Origin of the sequence: Evansella tamaricis (assembly GCF_019042215.1) — a bacterium.
GTDB classification, from domain to species: domain Bacteria; phylum Bacillota; class Bacilli; order Bacillales; family Salisediminibacteriaceae; genus Evansella; species Evansella tamaricis.
In genome coordinates, this window is sequence record NZ_JAHQCS010000061.1 from 1 (window position 1) to 21,138 (window position 21,138).

At 38.7% G+C, this 21,138-nt stretch carries 14 protein-coding genes; 4 read left to right on the forward strand and 10 right to left on the reverse strand.

Annotated features, from left to right (window positions below; genetic code table 11):
- Positions 1–115 precede the first annotated feature (115 nt).
- Positions 116–1,528 carry an IS110 family RNA-guided transposase gene (locus KS419_RS05415; protein ID WP_217065051.1) on the forward strand — a complete coding sequence of 471 codons (1,413 nt, stop codon included), beginning with the start codon at positions 116–118 and terminating at the stop codon, positions 1,526–1,528.
- Positions 1,529–2,007: 479 nt separating this feature from the next.
- Complete coding sequence (locus KS419_RS05420; protein ID WP_217065055.1) at positions 2,008–3,015, forward strand: acyltransferase family protein; 1,008 nt, start codon at positions 2,008–2,010, stop codon at positions 3,013–3,015.
- 364 nt (positions 3,016–3,379) lie between these two features.
- Here the strand turns inward: KS419_RS05420 and KS419_RS05425 are convergent, their stop codons facing one another.
- Positions 3,380–5,956 carry a FecR family protein gene (locus tag KS419_RS05425; RefSeq protein WP_217065056.1) on the reverse strand — a complete coding sequence of 859 codons (2,577 nt, stop codon included), beginning with the start codon at positions 5,954–5,956 and terminating at the stop codon, positions 3,380–3,382.
- 182 nt (positions 5,957–6,138) lie between these two features.
- Here KS419_RS05425 and KS419_RS05430 point away from each other — a divergent pair, with 182 nt between their 5' ends.
- On the forward strand, positions 6,139–7,539 hold the full coding sequence (locus tag KS419_RS05430) for an alpha/beta fold hydrolase (RefSeq protein ID WP_217065057.1): 1,401 nt from the start codon (positions 6,139–6,141) through the stop codon (positions 7,537–7,539).
- Positions 7,540–7,909: 370 nt separating this feature from the next.
- Positions 7,910–11,008, forward strand: coding sequence for an Ig-like domain-containing protein (locus KS419_RS05435; protein ID WP_217065058.1), 3,099 nt, complete (start codon positions 7,910–7,912; stop codon positions 11,006–11,008).
- An 80-nt stretch (positions 11,009–11,088) separates the two neighbouring features.
- Here the strand turns inward: KS419_RS05435 and KS419_RS05440 are convergent, their stop codons facing one another.
- From KS419_RS05440 to KS419_RS05480, 9 genes are all read right to left on the reverse strand, one after another.
- Positions 11,089–11,727, reverse strand: a complete 639-nt coding sequence (locus KS419_RS05440) for a YesL family protein (protein ID WP_217065059.1) — start codon at positions 11,725–11,727, stop codon at positions 11,089–11,091.
- An 84-nt stretch (positions 11,728–11,811) separates the two neighbouring features.
- Positions 11,812–12,954 (reverse strand): glycerate kinase family protein, encoded by a 1,143-nt coding sequence (locus KS419_RS05445; protein ID WP_217065060.1) that lies wholly within the window; start codon positions 12,952–12,954, stop codon positions 11,812–11,814.
- A gap of 117 nt (positions 12,955–13,071) precedes the next feature.
- Positions 13,072–14,046, reverse strand: a complete 975-nt coding sequence (locus KS419_RS05450; RefSeq protein ID WP_217065061.1) for a 2-hydroxyacid dehydrogenase — start codon at positions 14,044–14,046, stop codon at positions 13,072–13,074.
- A gap of 33 nt (positions 14,047–14,079) precedes the next feature.
- Complete coding sequence (locus KS419_RS05455) at positions 14,080–14,976, reverse strand: carbohydrate ABC transporter permease (protein ID WP_217065062.1); 897 nt, start codon at positions 14,974–14,976, stop codon at positions 14,080–14,082.
- A 12-nt stretch (positions 14,977–14,988) separates the two neighbouring features.
- Positions 14,989–15,879, reverse strand: a complete 891-nt coding sequence (locus KS419_RS05460; protein WP_217065063.1) for a carbohydrate ABC transporter permease — start codon at positions 15,877–15,879, stop codon at positions 14,989–14,991.
- A gap of 525 nt (positions 15,880–16,404) precedes the next feature.
- Complete coding sequence (locus tag KS419_RS05465; RefSeq protein ID WP_217065064.1) at positions 16,405–17,790, reverse strand: ABC transporter substrate-binding protein; 1,386 nt, start codon at positions 17,788–17,790, stop codon at positions 16,405–16,407.
- A 109-nt stretch (positions 17,791–17,899) separates the two neighbouring features.
- A complete protein-coding gene (locus KS419_RS05470; protein WP_217065065.1) occupies positions 17,900–18,370 on the reverse strand; it encodes an RpiB/LacA/LacB family sugar-phosphate isomerase in 471 nt (156 codons plus the stop codon).
- Positions 18,371–18,445: 75 nt separating this feature from the next.
- Positions 18,446–19,921: an aldehyde dehydrogenase family protein gene (locus tag KS419_RS05475; protein WP_246593666.1), complete on the reverse strand. Its 1,476-nt coding sequence runs from the start codon at positions 19,919–19,921 to the stop codon at positions 18,446–18,448.
- 43 nt (positions 19,922–19,964) lie between these two features.
- Positions 19,965–21,125 (reverse strand): iron-containing alcohol dehydrogenase, encoded by a 1,161-nt coding sequence (locus KS419_RS05480; protein ID WP_217065067.1) that lies wholly within the window; start codon positions 21,123–21,125, stop codon positions 19,965–19,967.
- Positions 21,126–21,138 lie beyond the last annotated feature (13 nt).

Sequence of the window (21,138 nt, forward strand, 5' to 3'; positions counted from 1 at the left end):
GTGCCTAGTATAGTAAATAGATCAAGATAATAAAAAAGGTCACCGTTTTCTAGTAGTATAGAAGTACCTATCACAGAACTTCTAATATACTATCCCAACCAAAGGAGAGAAAACGATGACTCATTCTATATTCAAACACATTCAAGGGAAAAATGGAAGTCGATGGGCTAAGTTTATTAAAGACGTAGGAACAGAGAATATATTATTAGTGGGAGTGGATGCAGCAAAGTACACCCATAAAGGGATGGTTAGTACCTATTTTGGGGAAATCATTGTAAGCCCATTTGAGTTCGATGCATCCCTTACGGGAATTGAAAGGGTCAAGGAACTAGTAAGCAAAATAGAAAAAGAATATGGCAAGAAGGAGATTGTAGTCGGAGTGGAGACAACAGGGCATTACTATGAGGACCTAGTTCTTCATTGTCATCTTGCAGGGTTTCATGTTCGTATCATTAATTCAGCGACTACCGCCAAGGAACGAGAAGCACTTTTAAATTGGTCGAAGACAGATAACCTGGATCTCATGGCTATCATCCAAGTACTAATAAATGGACATGGTACATTCGCCGATTTGACGAGCGGAAAGATACGTGAACTACAAAAATTAACACGTGCTCGCCGTGAATTAGTGAAAGAAATGTCTACAATGAAGAATTTAATAAGGTCTTATATTGATCATATATTTAGAGAGTTTCAAGGAAAAAGTGTATGGGTCGATGGAAAAAGAGAAAAAGTGAAACCCTTTTCGGATCTCTTTGGGAAAACCTCACGGTTTATCATGCGCCATTATTTACATCCTAGCGATATACTTACTCTTGGGGCCGAAGGGCTACGCAAAGTATCTGTTGATCATAATCTCAAAATACGAGATGAAAGTATTGATATATTACTAGATTTCGCTCAAAACTCCATTTCAAGAGGAAAACAATTGGTAAAATCAGAACAATTTCTTCTTAACCAAAAGTTAGATCAGTTTGATTTACTCGATAGGAATATTAAAGAGCTAGAGAAAAGGATAGAGGATCTTTTCATTGAAACCGACGGTGGAATTCTCCTAAGCGTCCCTGGAATAGGTGTTGTGACTGGTGCTGAATTGTTTGCGGAAATGGGCGATATATCGGATTTTGATCATGCAGGGCAATTAATCAAGATGGCTGGAACGAATCCAATTGTCAAGCAGTCAGGCGACAGAAATCCTTCCTACTATGGAGTCTCAAAGCAAGGAAGAAGGCAATTTAGAAATATTGTTTACCAAGTAGGGAGATCATTGGCCCATAATAACCCAGAGATGAATCAAAGGTACAAAGCGTTCAAAGAACGTGGGAAACACCACCGACAAGCATACGTGGCATTAGGGAATCGTATGATACGTTTAGCCTTTTCAATGATCCGAAACAATACTTTATACCGTACTAACCAGGGGAATTATCGTTTATACAATGAATTATATAAAAAGCTGCATAGTCCTAATATAAAACGTTTTTATGAAAAGTTCGTAGCGTCTGAAACTTACCACCAATCGGCTTAGAAAGTAAAAATCTATTTATAATAATCAAAGCAACCAATTTATAAATCCTATGTATAAAACATATAAGATATAAAAATTAGAAGTTAAATTTAGAAGGTTAAAACAGGGACTCCTCTAGGACGTTAGATCACATTGTTTATTGTGCCTGAGGCTTTAGACCTCGCGTGCCAGCGTAATGGATCTTGTCCTGCAAGTACGAATAATACGTGAAGAAAAAGTTGTATTTACTAGGCGGTACCTCTGTAGTATGAAAACGCAAGATCCTTTCACGTCGTAGAAGAGTCCTTTTATATTGTTCTGTGATAGTTGATCCTTTTCAAAAAAATGGAAAACGGAAGGTTTAGTTTGAGTTACCCTTTTTTAGCCAAAATTCATTATTGACTTATTTACCATTATACGCTGGCACCTGTCGATTCCTATACTAGTTTTTAATGTTATAATGGATTAAAATGGAAAAATCGATAGGGGTAGTGACCAATATGGAGAATGATAGGACAGTAGATATTCTAAGAGTCATTGCAATAATTAGTATTATGATCACGCACAGTAACCCTAATACATCTATCAACCAAATCGTAGCTTACGATATAACTTTAATGGTCCTTCTCATAGGGGTGTCATTTTATTTATATTATCAAGAGAAGCGTATCCATTACATGTATTATATAAAAAATCAATTTAACAAGATTGTTATTCCAACGTGGATATTTCTAACTATATTTTTTATTCTCTTTTATATCATTTCCTTAATTATGAACGATTCCTATTATTTCAATAATTTAGATTGGATTCATTTTATCTTCGTCTATCTGATGGTTGGTAATATTGAGTACATTTGGATTGTGAAAGTCTTTTTTCTTGTCTCTATTTTTAGTCCACTACTGTTTAGCTTGAGTAACAAGATTAAGAGTAATAAATTATATCTTCTCATTCTATTAATTGGATTTCTGTTATATTATTTTTTATTACAATATAACTATGATTTTTCAAACGGTAACTACCAACTATTATTTCAGCATTTTGTCATGCATCCATTTGGATTTAGCTTAATCGTAGCATTAGGTATTAGGTTAAAGAAGCTTAAGACAAGGGAGATAATTCTTGTTTGTGTCTTCTGTTTCATTGTCTATTTTCTATTACTGGTGTGGAATAGATTTAGTTCTACTCAGTATGACAGGTACTTACCAACATTATATTATTTTTCATACGGCTTATTTTCAAGTTTATTATTATATTTATTCGTACAGATCAAAGGTGTTCAAAAGCTTTGGCGCAATAAGTTTGTTATCTTTGTTTCAGAAAACGTAATCTGGTTGTTCCTATGGCATCTTATACCTATTTATATCTTGAAATTTACTGACTTAGGCACATCCATTGGTGAAGAACATTTCCTTACAAGGTTACTGTTTATTTTTGGAACAGCTATATTGTTAACCTTTATTCAAACACGATTTTCAATTGGCCGAAAAAGCTCCCGTGCTATGTGATAATTAATTTTCGCCAAGAAATTATAATCGCGAGACACAGGTCTGCACATACCCTGCGTCTCGCAAAACGTACAGGGACACTTGTACCCTTATTATTCCATGATTGGATGTCGACTTGATTCTTATTTAAATGGTCGAAAGCTTTCAATCATATTTTGGATCTCATTTTCATTGTCTTCATCTATTCTAGTTTAGGAGCAATATTTATTTTTAGAAACAACTTTCATTACATTGAATATTTGAAATGAATAACTACTCATACAAGGCCAGTGTGCCTCATCCCTCAGAGCGTTAAAGTTTTAACGCATCCGGGGTCAAGCACCAAATTCACTCACTAAAATCATTCCATCAATCATAGATATTGTTACATATCGAATTCTATATCAACATAGACAAAGTCCTCAGATTCCCCCATCTCGTTATAGGTTACGACAAGTATTCTTGTTGTAAATATATAATCACGTGGCATGCTAATCTGCATTTCCGACCCTACAGCAACACCAGTAAACATCGCTATTCTCTCAAAATTTTCATTTGACCAATATACTGAATATCCAAGGATATCTGATTCATCTTCAGCTTTTCCGACTCTGATCGTCATCTCATCATCATTATCGAAAGTATATTCTACAAATGAAGGTCCATACTTCGGTAAAATAAATTTCCTTACTGTAACATTAAATGTCGTAGACGCCAACAAGTCTTCACCTTCAGCATAGTATAGATTCAATGTGATAGACGCCTCACCAGGATGGACGCCCTCAAGTTTTATCCACCCATCCATAACCTCTACCTTCACTGATTCATGAGTACTCAATACCTCTAGGCGGTACTCTTGACTATACATCTCCACCTCTTCTCCGAACGGATCAATGAAAATGCCATATATCTCCACACCAGAATAATCATTTTCTATCACTTCGCGGTCATTTACTTTCCTATCAATCGAATATGCCTGGTAATCGATGATAGGAGTATAGACAGAAACATGAGATAAACCGAACTCATTTTTAGAAAAAACTAGAACGCCTTTTGCTTCATTAGGTATTTCTATATCCTCTGGAAAAATATAATGAATGTCATCACCAGTCTTTTCAAGATTGGCAATTGGTTCACCAAGTTTCTCCTTTTGTTCATCTGCCCAGAATAGCACATAGTCCGTCAAATACAATTCATTTTCTGCTCTTGTAATGATGACTTCAGGAACTATCTCATTATATAAAGGATTTGTATCAATAAAATCGACTGAAACTGCAGTTTCCAATGGAATACTAATAACAACACTGATGTTAATCTCTTTCACTATCACTTCGTCTTCTATTTCAACCTCAAATAATATTTTTGTTTCACCAGGGCTGATAGGAGTAAATTGTAATTGAGAATCCTCAATCTTTGCAGTAACAATCTCTAAATCGTCCACATGAACGGTTGTCCTAATTCTCTCATCCATAGCATATAAAATACGTAAATCAACTGTTGATACTCCTTCTGACATATCAAGTGAAGTGACGGAAATGGTTCCTAAGTAGTCCTCTATTTCTTTTATTAACCTTTCCCTTTCCAATTCTCGTTGCCTTTCCAATTCTCGTTGCCGTTCCAATTCCCGTTGACGCTCTAATTCCCGTTGCCGTTCCAATTCTCGTTGCCGCTCCATATCAGGTTGTGGAACAACCGGCGGCCTCTCTCTTTCTCTCGCCTGCTCTCGTTCCTGAAATGCCAGTCTCTCTTTCTCTCTTAATTGTTCTAAATATCTTCTCTCTGCCTCCTGACGAGCCCGTTCCTGTGCTAAGCGATTTTGTTCCCTTTGTTGTTCCACTCTTTGTTGCAATTGCTCCAAAAGTTGTCTCTGCTGTTCTTCACGTTGACTTTGTTGTTCTTGTCGCTTTCTCTCCTCTTCCAACCTCTCACGTTGCCTATCAGCTCGTTGATTCTCCAAATCTAGCGGGTGCATCGCAATATCTTTATTCAAGTCAATACGTCGACCTTCATCTTCAACCTTACTATTAAACTGATCCACTAATAATTGCGCTTCTTCTTGAGAAATACTCCCACTTTTAATAGATTGATTTAGAACATATTCATGCAACATATTGGTGTTTTCTTTTAACCCATCCATATCTACATCCGAAGTTAATCCATATTCTTCCCTCAGACCTCGGTTACTATTTAACAATTCCAATAACCTTTCATTTTCATCATCGATTAACGCTTTGTTCTCTATAAAACTCGCTAAAATAGAATGATCCAAATCCATTACAAGGTCTCCAGTTGAAATAACCCCAGCATGTGTGTTGTCCCGGTCTACAGCAGGTACTTTCATTTGTTGAGTTGGCAACACATTTGTAAATCTATCCGGTTCTGGAATAGAAGATGTTCTCACTACACCTGAAGCCACAAATACAGTAGACTCCCCCGTTCCCTCATCAATAGACGTAAAAAAGTGTGTACCTACTGGCTGAAACTGAAAATCATTTATATTCACAAAATACGATTCGTGTTCTCCCATATGATATACCAAGCCTGAATGTTGATTCATTTCAACATGAACACCATTTTCGTCATCCATAATTTTTTTCATTTCTATGGATGAATTCTCACCAATTATAAACACTTCGCCTGATTTCATTTCACCCTTAGCTGCTGAATCTTCTTTCGTTATGATCCTATCTCCTGAAAAAATTTGTATTTCATTTGTTTCGATCGTTTCTTGATCATCTCTTACAATTATGACTTCCCCGTTAATAACCTTTAACATAATGTTATCATTACTATCCAATTCAGTTTCTTCACTATCAATTACCTGTTCTTCACTACTATCCAGATCTCCAACGTCTTTAACTGAAACATTCGCTTCATCTTTAAGTGGAAAAAATACAGTTGATGTCATTACAATAATAATCATAATTGCAATGAAAGACCCTATTAAAATAAACTTTTTCATTCCTGCCTCCTTATAAAGTATTTAAAAATATATTTACCAATGATAAAAATTTACTATTTTTACCATTAGTTAATTTAGTATATTATAACTAATCATCGGTAACGCGACGGTAACAAAAAGAAGGGAAATAAGGATTTTTGTCGAAATATTATGGAATAAGTCGGTAAACAGGAGGAGAAAACATGCCTTTAGAACTAGTAAATGGACATAACATGTATTACGAGTGGATTGATAATAGGAGTGGGAGTAAGGAAGTACTTTTGCTCATTCACGGACTCGCACTTGACTCCTCGTGCTGGGGGCGTTTTATTGACTTACTTGTAACAGACTTCTCCATTGTACAGTACGATATTCGAGGGCATGGACAAAGTCATTATGAAGAGGGGACGATCACATGGGACGTTTTGTGTGAGGATTTAAATAGACTCATTACAAGATTGGAGCTATCAGAAGTCCATGTAGTCGCATTTGGTTATGGGACACATGTAGCTGTGAAATACGCCCGCGCGTATCCCGATCATGTCAAAGCCCTTACACTCATGTCGCTTCCGTATATGTCGACAAATAATGCACACTCTCATCTAGCTCGGCACGTATTTCCACATATGAAACAAACGATGGAAGCAGGGCATCCCCACTTTCTCCGCCAGTATGAAGAACTGTTAAGAGGATATACGACACTTGGTCCGGAGAATTCAGGGCTCAGACATTATTTCCAAGTACTGCTCGGCTACCCAGCAGGGCATTTTTCTAATTTGGTTGAGCTAACATCTAATTCAGCACTGCTTCTAGAACTTGCAGATGTCACCTGTCCGACCCTTCTATTAACAGGCGAAATGAATATGACAAGTCCGAATTCATTTCTTAATGCAAGTTCTTTTCTATTGCAAAACAGCACACTTATAACCGTGCCCAATGCGTCGTTTCTTCTATTTCTAGAACAACCTGAACTCGTGGCGGAATGGATCAAACTATTTGCAACACGGATATGTGTTCATAACTTCTCCCGAAAAGAATCACAACAATTTATACAAATGGTATTTCAACCAGAAGAGCAAATAGAATCGCGAAGAGTTCCCATTCTTGACATTCATCTATTACACAGATTCCGTGTCGAGATTGATTCGATTTCAATTGAATCCGGCTGGAATCAGCGCCATGCCAAGAGACTACTTACTTATTTAGCCTTTCACCCGGTAACGACACGCGATATATTGTGTGAAGAGCTTTTTCCCCACTTTGCTCAGGACAAAGCAAGAGCAAATTTGAAAGTCTGTCTTCATCATTTGGCAAAATTACTACGTCATCCAATCGGATCTGTAAATGGGTTATTGTCTCAACAAGGAACCGTTTCAATCCAATACAAAATCAAATGTGACTTAGTCGATTTTGTTGCCATTGTCCGTCAAGCATATCTCGAAAAAGACCCGACGATTCGATACGAGTTGTGCAAACAGTTACCAATCTTCATGCCAGAAACTATATTAGTAGACAACTACGATGATTGGGCAGTGTCGTTGCGTAATGAAATTGATGCGCAGTTAAGTCACTTGAGTGAATGGATGGAAAAGCAAGCTTTTTAAGGTGGTTTTACATTAGTGCCGGTCGTATGACTTCTCTCTGGATCAAATGGCTTTAATGAAAAATGGATGATTTTTAGGGAAACAGAGAACCTATTAGTTAATTTTGGCCTTCCACTAAAGGAGAGCTTAGCACAAGATCATGTCGCCTCCTTTGTTCAACAAACAGGGAGGACCAAATATGAACTAAGTATTTATTTGGAGTGGTTTGGTGAAAAAGCATTTCCCACTTAGACGACGTACCTGTCCCTATGTCCCTCAACCCCTTTATCCCCCAAAAAAATTAAAAAATTATTTTATTTACCTCTTCTCCCTTTTGGTGTATATTTTTCTCAATAAATCTAAAATCGGACGTTGAGAGGACTAATAACGTATGAAAAAAAAGGTTGCTTATAAGGTTTTCGTGTCTGTCATAATTATTAATCTTGTATTAAGTATGTTTCTCCCTTCTATTAGTATCCAAACACATGCGGCTACTAGAGTGACCGAAATTTTAACAGAAAGAACAGAAAACACAAGAACGTTTCGCAATTCCGATTTAACGGAAACAGTTGATGTATTTCCTTTCCCTGTTTTCGATCAAGAAGAAGCAACGGGTAAATGGATTCCGAGAGATTTAACCACCTCTGTTGAGCCCCAAAAAACCATCACGTACGCTTCCGAAGCGAATGCCGACGTAGTATTCACAGAAGAGAATATCATAAAGTTTGGAACAGACGACACGGGAAACTATCAAACGTATATAAACTTTGGTCGCGACCTTCCTTCAATAGAGAACAAGCTTTTTTTAGGTGCAACATTACAGCTGTATGAACAAGGAAAGTCAACTTCTCCAGATTATAACCTTCCACGATATAAAGATGATTCCTATGCAATTCATAAGATCATGGAAGGCTGGGAGGCAGATCAGGTCACGTGGGAAGATCAGCCAATGATTAGTGAAGCAGCCTATACCCAATTAACTGATAGTAAGTATGAAGGGGACTCTCGGTTTCTATGGGACGTTTCATCCCTTGTTCAAGAGTGGTATAGCAATCCCGATTCTAATGATGGACTGGCACTTAAAAGTAATAATGACAGAGTAGATACACTACGGTCTTTTTATAAAATCAATAATAACCTTTCTTATATTCCTGCCCTTCAAATTAGTTATTCCAATCCACCTTCAGGAGTAAAGGGGATTGGTTATGGCCTTGGAAAAAATTCAGAAACAGGTTATATAAATCTCCAGTGGCATAGTGTTGCTGGTGCGAAAGGTTACCAAATTCTTTTTTACAATGGAAACGAATTTGAAGCGATTGATGTTGGAACACAAACAACTTGGTCAACGAATGGAAAAAATCTATGGCCTACGGAAGAGCAAATGAACAATGGGCAATATAACTTAAGGCTCGACGGAAGTGGAACCAGCTTACCGGATAACCCTAGTTCGTTCTACAACCGTGCAGGTGGAACAGATAAAAACCCTAATAGATACTATTTTAAAATTCTTGCCTACAATGATTACGGGCATGTTTCTTCAGATGAACTTGCTGTATCCATTCCGGATCAGACGGCTCCATCTATACCAACCAATGTGAGAGTGACAAATGAGCTTCAGAGTGATTTTACGATTGAATGGGATGAATCTACGGATAATGGAGCTGGAATCAAAGAGTATTCGGTAAGATTAAACAATAGCTCAGGCTTTGAAATCAATAGAGTAACCACTACTAATTCAATTAAAATCGACCCACAATATTTAAAATTAAAGCAGCCGTATACAATTTCTGTCAGTGCGAGGGATAAAAGTCCATACTCAGGTGGAAATGTTTCCGCCTACTCTGAACCCATCGAAGCAAGGGCAAGATTGCTGCGGGACTCTACCGTTGTCTCATTCACTATGCCACCTAATGGGCAGCTGCTGGACGTCATGGACCAGCCTTTTATACGTTTTACGATCAGGAACGAAGGTGTGGCAGATTGGACAAGGGAGAACGGCTATGAATTACGGGCAGTCGGTCACTCTTTCGTACAGTCTCTTGACCCGAATGACGTCATCAAATCCGGAGAAGCAAAAACTTTTGAGTTTTATCTGACTGGGGAAAAAGAGGTTGGAGGATTGCCCTTCTTTCTAGAAATGTTTCATTTAGAGAGTGGAAGATTCGGAGATAGCGCTGGTAGAACATTAACCTTCTCGGATCTAAAAAAACCAGAGATTGTAATTTCTTCTCCGACAGAATATGACTTTTTAAAGGGCACCATTTCTATAGAAGGAAGTATAAAAGATTATGATTTAAAGTCCTATTCTCTTCACTATGGTGAGGGTTCATCCCCTTCTAAGTGGTCGGAAATTAGTTTTAATGAAACGGCAACCGATGGGGTGTTAGGAAGCTGGGATACACGGGGAATACCGAATGGATTGTATACATTACGTGTTGTTGCGGTAGATACCTCAGGAAATCAAGCTTCTCTTGACCGTTTAGTATACGTGAACATCCCGCCAACAGCGCCAATGATTGATTCGGTAGCAAATAACTCCGTTAATGTCACAGGAACAGCACAGCCTGGAGTAAAGATAACCGTAAGACAAGGGATTCATTTATTGGGTAGCGCAATGGTTGATGACGCAGGAAACTTTAAAGTGGTTATGAGTACGACGCAACCTGCTGGTACAGTACTTGAGGTAACGGCAGAGGATGATGCTGGGAATAGTAGTACGGCTGTAAAAACAACAGTGATTGATAAAATACCACCAGCGAAACCAACAATTAATTTCATTTCTAATAAATCCACCACCGTAACAGGGACCGGAGAAAAAAATGCTGTGATAAAGGTGTTAAAAGGGACGTCTGTGTTAGGAACAACGACAGTAAAATCTGATGGAACATATTCGATCACCATTACTAAACAGACTGCTGGTACCGTTCTTTCAGTCACCGCAACAGATAAGGCAGGGAATGAAAGCTCCGTTGCTAAAAGAACCGTGGAAGATAGAATTGCACCAACCGCTCCAAAAGTTAACACCATTGGTGATAATTCGAAGGTACTTCAAGGTACTGCGGAAAAAGACGCGGTTATCCATGTAAGAAGGGGATCTACATTAATTGGAACTGGTACAGCAAATTCTAAAGGAGCCTATTCGGTAACAATTCCACTACAGAAAGCGGGAACAGTCCTTTCTGTCACCGCAACGGATAAGGCAAAAAATAAAAGTCCGATAACGAAGAAAACAGTTGTGGATAAATCGGCACCAGCGACGCCCACCGTAAATACCGTATATGCTTCTCACCGTTATATAAAAGGGAAGGCAGAAAAGAATTCGTATATCACCGTGAAGAGTGGAAAGACGACTCTTGGGACTGCGCGAACAGATAAGAATGGATTCTATTCCGTTAAGATTACACCGCAAAAAAGAGGCAAGGTTTTATCCATAACTGCAAAAGATAATGCTGGAAACATAAGCAAAGAAAGACAAACGAAAGTCAAGTAATGGAGTGGGATAATACGAGGAACACAAAGAGGTTCACTGTCCGTATGACAGCTTCTCAAAGGGAATAATTAAACTAGCACCTACCCCGAGGTAGGTGCTACCGCCCTTTTCTCTTCCAGTCTTTCGAACGAAAACATGGCGAATTTCATGTTCACCAAACCTAACATACCAACTCCTAAAAACACAATCATACTTGGCACCGATAAATAAAGGGCGATTATCATACCTAATATACATATCATCGAAAATGTGAGGAGTGGATTAAGAATTCCAATGAGAAAGGCTTGCTTAAAATATCGGAGAAACGTTAATTCGTAATGAACGTACACAGGTAGTAAGAATAAAAATGTGATGATACTTATAATGGCTAATAAGAGGACTAGCGTTGTAAAGAAATAGAATAAAAATCCTTCGGCCACACTTAAAAATAAAACATAGCTATAAAAAAGTAATCCTGCAAAAAGTAGAATACCTGCAAAACCATTCCCTATAATAAATTCCTTTTTAAATGTGGTATAAAAACTATGAAAGATGGACGAATTCATTTCCTTCATAAATAGTTTCCGATAAACGGTCAGCATAGCAATAGTAGCAGGCACTGCGCCAAAAAGTACGCCACCTAGTACTGTAAACAGCAACCAAAGGATATTAATATAGGCTATCCACATGATCCATTCAAAAAACTGAAAAACTTTCCCAGGAAATCCACTCGTTTGCATCCTCATCACCCTTACATTTACTAAGGCTTTAATCATTTATACACTACACAAAGGAAATACGTAATCTCATCATCGCCCATACACTTACTCCTCTTTCCGAGCAGAATACGGAAAGATATTCATTACATTTGCCATCATCTCGGTTAACCAAGGGGAAGTATGTTGAAATGCCTCTTTAAGATCACATGGCCTTTGTATAATAGAAAATGCAGCTAATAGACCTAACTTATTTATTTCTTCTCTTGATAAATCTAACTGCCCACAGAGAGCAATCACCGGCACATTTTTTTTCCGTGCTGCAGTAGTAACGCCCATAATCACTTTTCCAGACAATGTCTGTCTATCCAACTTTCCCTCCCCAGTTATTATTAAACTAGCATTAGCAATTTTTTCTTCAAACTTCACTTCTTTCATCACTAATTCAATACCTGATTGCAGCGTTGCATTAAAAAAAGTAACGAATATAGCTCCGATACCACCTGCAGCGCCACCTCCCTTTATGGATCTAACCTCTTCCCCTGTGTGATTTAAAATGACCTCTGCAAAGTGGTTTAAATTTTGATCTAATTTCTCTACCATTCCGCAAGTGGCACCTTTTTGAGGACCAAAAATTACACTAGCCCCATTATCGCCACAGAAAGGATTATCTACATCACACGCTACCATAAAGGTTGCATCTTTGATCCGAGGATCCAAGTTTGTATCATCGATATATTTTAAATCTCCTAAAGAACCGCCACCATCAGCCAAAGGTAACATCTTTTCACTATAAAATTTCATTCCTAATGCTTTTAAAATACCAACACCTGCATCATTCGTTGCACTTCCACCTAAGCCAATAATAAATCTGCGAAAACCTTTGTCCAAGGCATCTTTAATCAATTCACCGGTTCCATAACTTGTCGTTATCATTGGATTTCTTTGTTCCTCAGAAATTAATGTTAGTCCTGAGGCTTCCGCCACTTCAATAATGACCGTTTTATTATCAACTATTCCATAAGAGGCGTTCACTTTATTTTTCAGTGGCCCCATTACTTCCTTTACTATTATTCTACCATTTGTTGCTTCGACCATATTTTCCACAGTACCTTCCCCGCCATCAGCCATTGGAATACTTTGAACAATCGCATGTGGGATACTGTGTTTGATACCTTGCTCCAATGAGGCACAAATATCCTTAGCAGATAACGCCCCTTTAAATGAATCCGGAGCTAACACAACCTTCATCATTACCCCTCCTGGTATAAGCTAAACTGTATAACAGTTTTCGAACCTGTTATTATGTTTTTCTTTGAATCGATGGAATTTCGCCGTATCCCTTTTCATATTCCACCACTAAAACTTCTACAAAGAAACATCATTCACCACGTACCTATTATCCCTGCCTTGCAAAACGTCAATCATATTATCAGCTGCCAGCTTTGCCATTTTTAGCCTCGTCTGGATACTGGCGCTTCCTATATGTGGCGTAAGTACGACATTAGGTAATGTTAATAAAGGGTGATCAACGTTTAGGGGTTCTTCTTCAAAAACATCTAAACCAGCCCCCCATATTTTCTTTGTTACTAATGCTTCATAAAGTGCTTCCTCATTTACGATTCCACCACGGGATGTATTGATCAAGATAGCATTGTTTTTCATTAAAGAGAATTCATTAAAACTAATCAAATCCTTTGTTTCAGGGGTGAACGGAGTCATGACACAGATATAGTCTGATACCTGTAATAACTCTTCAAGCTCCTTGTATTCCACATTCCATGTCTTCTCCGCATCGAGTAATCGCCTTCGATTATGATATACGACCTTCATATCAAAGCCTCTCGCTCTTCTAGCTACCGCTTGGCCTATTCTCCCTAATCCAATAATCCCAATGGTCGCACCATAAATATCTTGACCCGTTAACAACATGGGTGACCATGTTTTCCAATTACCGTCTCTTAGGAAAAACTCTGCCTCGTTAATTCTCCTAGCAGCAGCCATCAACAAGGCAAAGGTCAAATCTGCTGTTGTTTCCGTTAAAACTCCAGGCGTATTCGTGACAGCTATCCCTTTTTTCATGGCATAATCACTATCAATATTGTTATATCCAACTGCCATATTGCTAACCACTTTTAAATTTTTTGCTTGATCTATTAAGTAACAATCAATGGAATCTGTCAGTAAACTGAACAAACCATCAATCTCTTTTATTTCCTCTTTTAAAATTTCCCTTGGGACGGGGGTATCCTCTTCTTGCCACATCCTCACATCACAATAATTACTTATATACCGAATAATATCATCTGATAATTTTCTTGTGATATACACTTTTGGTTTCAATAGAAATTCCCCCTACAATTAACTTTTTACATCTTAGCCCTTTACCCCACCAGCAGTAATTCCTTCAATAAGAAACTTCTGGAAAAAAACGAATACAAGGAATAAAGGAATAAGAGATAGCGTAGACATGGCAAACATTGGACCCCATGCACTTTGTCCCGCTGCATCTAAAAACATTCTTAACCCCAATGCAACAGTATATAAATTGATATTACTTAAATAAAGAAGTTGACTAAAAAAGTCATTCCATGTCCAGATAAACGTAAAAATCGTTGTTGTTACGATAGCAGGTAAGGAGAGTGGCAACATCAAATACCAGTAGGTTCTGATTGGGCCACAGCCATCAATTTCTGCCGCTTGTTCTAATTCACGGGGAATCCCTCGCATAAATTGGACCATCAAGAAGATAAAGAAACCTTCTACCGCAAAGAATTTCGGTAATGTTAAAGGATAAAATGTATTTACCCAATCTAGTTGATTAAATATAATATACTGCGGAATAATTGTCACATGAAATGGAAGCATTAATGTAATGAGCATAATCGCAAACAAGAATGGTTTAAAGGAAAATCTTAATCTAGCAAAAGCATAGGCTGCCATAGAACAAGAAATAATATTTCCAATGATCGCTACGCTAACAATAAAAAATGTATTTAGAAAGAACCTCCCAAAAGTGACACCAGATACCCCTGCCCAACCGGTAGTATAATTATCTAGCGTTGCTTCCGTTGGGAAGAAAGAGACGGAGGTGAAGATCTCGGTAGGCACTTTGAAGGAGCTACTCACCATCCACAATAATGGATAGAGCATGATTATCCCAAATAGAATAATGAAAAAATGTATAAAAAACTTTTTTGTGGCACGCCTTCTTCTTATTTGTTTCTGAATAGGACTATTTAGTTGAGTATATATTTCTTTACTAGTTTCCATAATAATTCACCTCTACTCCTGATAGAATACCCATTTTTTGGATGAAACAAAGATGAGCGCTGTGACAAATGATATGGCTAGTAATAAAATCCAAGCCATTGCGGAAGCATATCCCATTTGAAAATGGGTAAAACCTTTTTGATAGAGATAAAGAGTATAGAATAATGTGGAATCTAAAGGACCGCCCGTTCCACCACTAACAATATAAGCAGGAGTAAATGCTTGGAAAGCACTGATGATTCCCATTACTAAGTTAAAAAAAACAACAGGGGTGATTAATGGTAACGTTATACTCGTAAATTGTTTCATAAAGCCGGCACCGTCAATTTTAGCAGATTCATAAAGATCCATAGGAACTTGTTTTAACCCTGCTAAGAAAATGACCATGGACGCACCAAATTGCCATATCATCAATATAATTAACGTGTATAAAGCCGTACTTGGTGTTGAAATCCAGTTGATTCCTTGAATACCAAAGTAATCTAAAACATTGTTTATGAGTCCACTACCACCAAAAATTTGACGCCATAAAATCGCTATGGCAACACTTCCACCAAACAAGGACGGAACATAATAAATCGCACGGTAAAACCTCAAGCCTGCAATCCCCTTATTCAACAGGGTCGCTATTGTTAATGCAAATAGCAATTGCAGAGGAACGCCTAAAAATACATAAGTTAGTGTAACAGTTACACTGTTTTTCCATTTTTCATCTTGAAACAAAGCGATGTAATTACCTAAGCCAATCCATTCAGGTGAAGTAAACATGTCATACCTTGTAAATGAAAAATAGAGGGAGGCACCCATAGGAATCATTGTAAACGCTAAAATTCCCAGTATCCAGGGGGTTAAAAATAAATAACCAACCCAACTTTTTCGCCATGCATTTTTTATAGTTTCCATATATTAAACTCCTTATTGAATGTGATAAACAGAAAAGCGCAAGCGCCTTGGTCACGGGCGAAAGTCACTGGAAGGACTTTGACAGAAGCCGCTTTTTGGCTTCCGAAAAGTCCTGAAGTGATCCGAGCCCGTAGGCACTGGAGCTAGACAACTTGCCCGAAGTTGCCAATACTTATAAATTCTTATCTTTCAAAAAAGCGTATGCGCCTAAATTTCACTATGAAAAACCGCGTCTTGTTGGTAACGGTGAAACTATCGTCATCCTAAACCTCAGCATAATGGTAGTAACGTTTCTCTTCCTATACATCTGCCAGGCTCGTTATAACGAAACTTTGGCCCTTGCTGCTAGACAGTTAATTTGTGAATAATTACTATCTTATCGGAGTGGCAACATGAAAACGTTACCTTTAAAATAAGTAGTCAGATGCAATAACTTTTTTGAGAAAACATGTTGTTATGGTTGGATTGCATCTGACAATTACTTATCTCACTTATTTAACTAACAACTAACTATCTATTAATCTGTTATTGTATGATGCTTCTTGCTGCGTTCATAAAATCTTCTGCAGCTTGCTCAACTGATTTTTGACCAAAAGCAATAGCATCTGCATTATCAGAAAACGCTTGCTCTACCTCATTAACACCAGTTGGAGCATAAGGAGCTGGCTCACCATATGGTACTGCAGTTTGAATAAACTCTACCGCACGTGCTTGTGCTGGATCAATGAGATCCATTACAAATTCAGCCGCTTCCACACCAGCAGGAGGTCCTTGTTCTACTTTAAATAGTTCTATTGCTTCTTTAGCATTTACGAAGAAGTCAATAAATAAAGCAGCTTCCTCATGATGGTCTGATCTTTCCGTTATACTCAAGTAAGCACCTTCGATGTATTCCCCGTTCGAACCACCGTCTATATGAGGAATTCGAACCATCTGGATTTCCCCTTCATCGAATTGTTGTTGATACAGATAAATTTGATTCGCAGGAATTTGAACTAATGCTGTTCTACCAGTGACAAACATATTTCCTTCTAGTGGCGCACCCTCAAACTCATTTCCTGTTGCAGCATCAGGAATAGCACCTGCTTGACGGAGTTCATCCCACATTGTCCACCACGCAATAACATCCTCTGTATCAAATGCTAACTCCCCAGATTCGTTGAACAAATCTTTACCACTTTGTCGTAAGAAATAACGGAAGTTTGGTTGAAGCTGTCCACCGCTCATATCTTGTACGCCCCAATGACTATCGGAATCAAGAGCATCATTTAGTTCAATTACCTTGGCAACAAAGTCATCCCAAGTCCAATTTAAGTCTGGATAGTCGACACCTAATGCATCAAATTGAGCCGTATTATATGCCCAACCTGGCATCGTAATTCCTTTTGCTACCATGAAAAGATCTCCATCTAGTCTACCACTATCGATGGCAGAGTCAGGGAAGTCAGATAAATCTAATTCTCCTGAATTCACTAAATCGTCCAATTGAAGTAGTGCTCCTCTACGTGCATAATCAGACACATAGAATTGGTGCATACTGACAACATCAGGAGCGTTCCCACCTGCAATTTGTGTCGCTAAGCGATCCCAATAATCTCCCCAGCCACCAAATTCTCTTTGCACGGTAATGTGCGGATATTTATCTTCGAATCGATCAACAATTTCGTTATACATGTCATTTCTTCCAGTATCCCCCCACCAAGAAAAACGAATTTCCACTTCTTCTAACTCTTCTGCTGGTTCCTCAGTACCTTCATCTTCACCGGCTCCTGTATCTTCTGTTGTATCTTCTGTTGTGTCTTCGGTATCATTATCAGAAGCCGTCTCTTCATCGTCCCCACAAGCAACTAAACCAACTAAAAGTAACATAGCAGCTAACCCCAACAATAGCACTTTCCACTTACTGACCATTTGAAATCCTCCCTTTTTTTTCTTGACAATATATCGTATACATACTGTCATAACTCCTTTTAGGAGTTACCCTATATGTGTAAGGGCTTACAAAATAATTAGATATAATTCAGTTCTTATCCTGAAGCTCTCTAGCTGCCTCTAGCTCTATATCATGAAGTTTTCTTACCCTTCTTTGAAAATGATCCTCCGTGGAAAACCTTGCATTTAAGAAGGATGCAATTAAATCTTCCGCTAGCCAAGCACCAACTATCTGTGCTCCAATACACATGACATTTACATCATCATGCTCCACACATTGATGCGCAGTATGGATATCATGGCAGACAGAAGCTCGAATACCAGGAATTTTATTTGCCGCAATCGCTGCCCCAACGCCTGTACCACAAACGATAATGGCACGATCTTGTTTACCAGATCGAATTCCCTCACAGACATTTCGAACAACATCTGGAAAATCAACCGGTTCTAAGGAGTGACAACCATAATCAGTAATCTCACAACCTAGTTTTTCCATGACGGGTTTAAGTACTAATTTCAACTCATAACCACAATGGTCACTTCCCACAGCTAGTTTCATAGGCACTCTCCTTTATTGAAACGCATCCAAGGCTTGTTCAAAGGTGGTAAGTAAAGAACCTATGCCGCAACCTTTTTACCTTGGTTTTACATAAACAGCCTTCATACTTGTAAAAAACTCTTGGTTGGAATGCCCGATAGAATAGGCACCAAAACCAGATTGCTTCACACCACCAAAAGGTACATGTGCTTGACTGGCTGTACCATGATTAATATGGACCATTCCAGTGTCGATTTTATCTGAAATATCATGACTAACATCTAATTGGTTCGTAAATACGGATACTGCTAACCCATAATCTGTAGCATTTGCTAATTCGATGGCTTCCGCAACATCACTTGCTTCCATCACAACCAATACAGGTCCAAATATCTCTTCTTTTGCTATTCTCATTGTCTTATTCACTTTCGTAAAAAGCGTTGGTTGGATGTAATACCCTTCTTCCTTCTCCCCTACTTGAAGTCGTTCTCCACCGTAGACGAGTTCAGCACCTTCTTTTTTTCCTAATTCTATATAATCCATCACAGAATCAAACTGCTGTCTATTAATAACAGGTCCCATCGTTACATTCTCTTCCCAAGCAGGACCAACCAGAATATTTTCCATTTTAGTCTTTAAGATTTCTACTAAACTGTTTGCTTGGTCTTGTAAAACGATAACCCTACTGATAGCAGTACATCTTTGACCTGAAACTGCGAATGCAGCACTTACAATTTGATCTGCTGCGTATTCCAAATTATCATAGTCAAGTACAACAGCTGCATTTTTCCCGCCAAGCTCCAATTGTGTTTTTGCTAATTTCGAAGCGGCTATTTCATTTATTCTCAGACCTAGAGCGGTAGATCCCGTGAAGCTGATCCCTTTTACTAATGGGTGAGAAACTAATGGGTCTCCAACCTTGCTTCCAGATCCAATAACTAAGTTAACTACACCATTTGGCAATCCTGCTTCCGCCAATAATTCCATTAGGCGTATCGTCGACCAAGGTGTGACAGATGCTGGTTTTAAAACGACGGTGCAGCCATAGGCAATCGCAGGTGCTACCTTCCTCACCGGGGTCACTACTGGAAAGTTCCATGGTGCAATAGCTGCGATCACCCCAATTGGGTATCGTTTAACCTGCGTTTGAATTTCTGGGTTTTCACTTGGCATAATGGCACCATCCATACGCATTGCTTCTCCAGCTGAAAACCTCGCCTCTGTTGCAGCACGCTTTACTTCACCACGGGATTCGGCTAATACTTTCCCTTGCTCGGCGGAAAGAATATAGGCTAACTCCTCTACGTTCGCTTCTAACAAGTCAGCAAAACGATAAAGGACAGACGCTCTTGTTGTTCCAGGGGTATTCTTCCATTGTTGAAATGCCTTGTCTGCCGCTTCAACTGCGAGATTAACATCCTCTATTACGGAGTCTGGAAAATGCCCTAATTCATTGGTAGGAATGGCAGATTCATAGAGTACAGAAGTCTTTCCACTCACACTTTCTATCCATTCTCCATTGATAAAATTTTTATATGTTTTACCAGCATTAGCTTTGATCCATTCACGCATGCGATAAACTCTTCCCTTCAAACATGACATAGGATTACTACACTTACATGACGTTGCGACAAATCTGTTTTAAATCTTCTAATGTTGGTTTTCTTGGATTAACTGGCACATTACCAGACATCATCGCTTCTTCAACGATAAATCCTAAATCTTTTTCAGTTACCCCGTAATCCGACAAGGTCTCCTCTATGCCAACATCTTCTTTTAACTGCCGAACTGCAAACACTGATTTTTCCGCAGCTTTTCTTGGTGATAGTCCTTCTACTGGCTCATCGAACAGTTTGGCTATTTCAATGAATTTAGGGATATTGCCAACTAAATTATATTCCATGACTTCCGGAAGCAAGATAGCATTCACTGTTCCGTGTGGTATCTTAAAATGTGCTCCAAGGGGTATTGCCAAAGCATGTGATAAACCTAATCTTGTAGAATTGAATGCCATTGCAGCTAGTAAACTAGCTAATAACATGTCATAGCGTGCCGTTAGATTTTCCCCTTGAGAAACTGCCGTACGTAAGCTTTGCGAGATCAATTTCATGGATTGCATCGACATGCCTTCTGAGATTGGCTGCGTAGCTTTATTGACAAATGATTCTAAGGCATGCGTTAATGCATCCATCCCTGTAGTTGCAGTGAGGTGGGGAGGCAAGGTAACTGTTAATTCTGGATCACATAAGGCTAGATTCGGACAATTAAAAGGGCTTCCTACACTGAGTTTTGCGTTTGCCTTTTTGTCAGACATAACGGACCAAATGGTTAATTCGCTTCCCGTACCAGCTGTAGTAGGTATAGCAATAACAGGTGCACCTTTCTTAGGGATAATATTGATCCCCACATAATCCCGGATATGACCGTCGTTACCAAGCATGACACCTATTGCTTTTGCTGTGTCTAAAGCACTTCCTCCACCTAGTCCAACAACACAGTCGCAGCCCTCTTGAACAGCTAAGTCACGACCCACCATCACTCCTTCAATATCTGGCTCCGGCTCAATTTCATTAAAAATACGGAAAGGTATTTCCGCCTGATCTAACACATCAATGAGTTTTTGAGTAACGCCAGCCTTTTGTACTCCAGGGTCACTAACTAAAAGGACCTTTGTTCCCATGAGAGCTTTCACATGATCTGCTACTGTTGATACAGCACCATTACCAAACTCTATGGCAGTTGGAATTTCATATCGAAAAACACGATTTAAATCCATTGTTTCGTTGTCC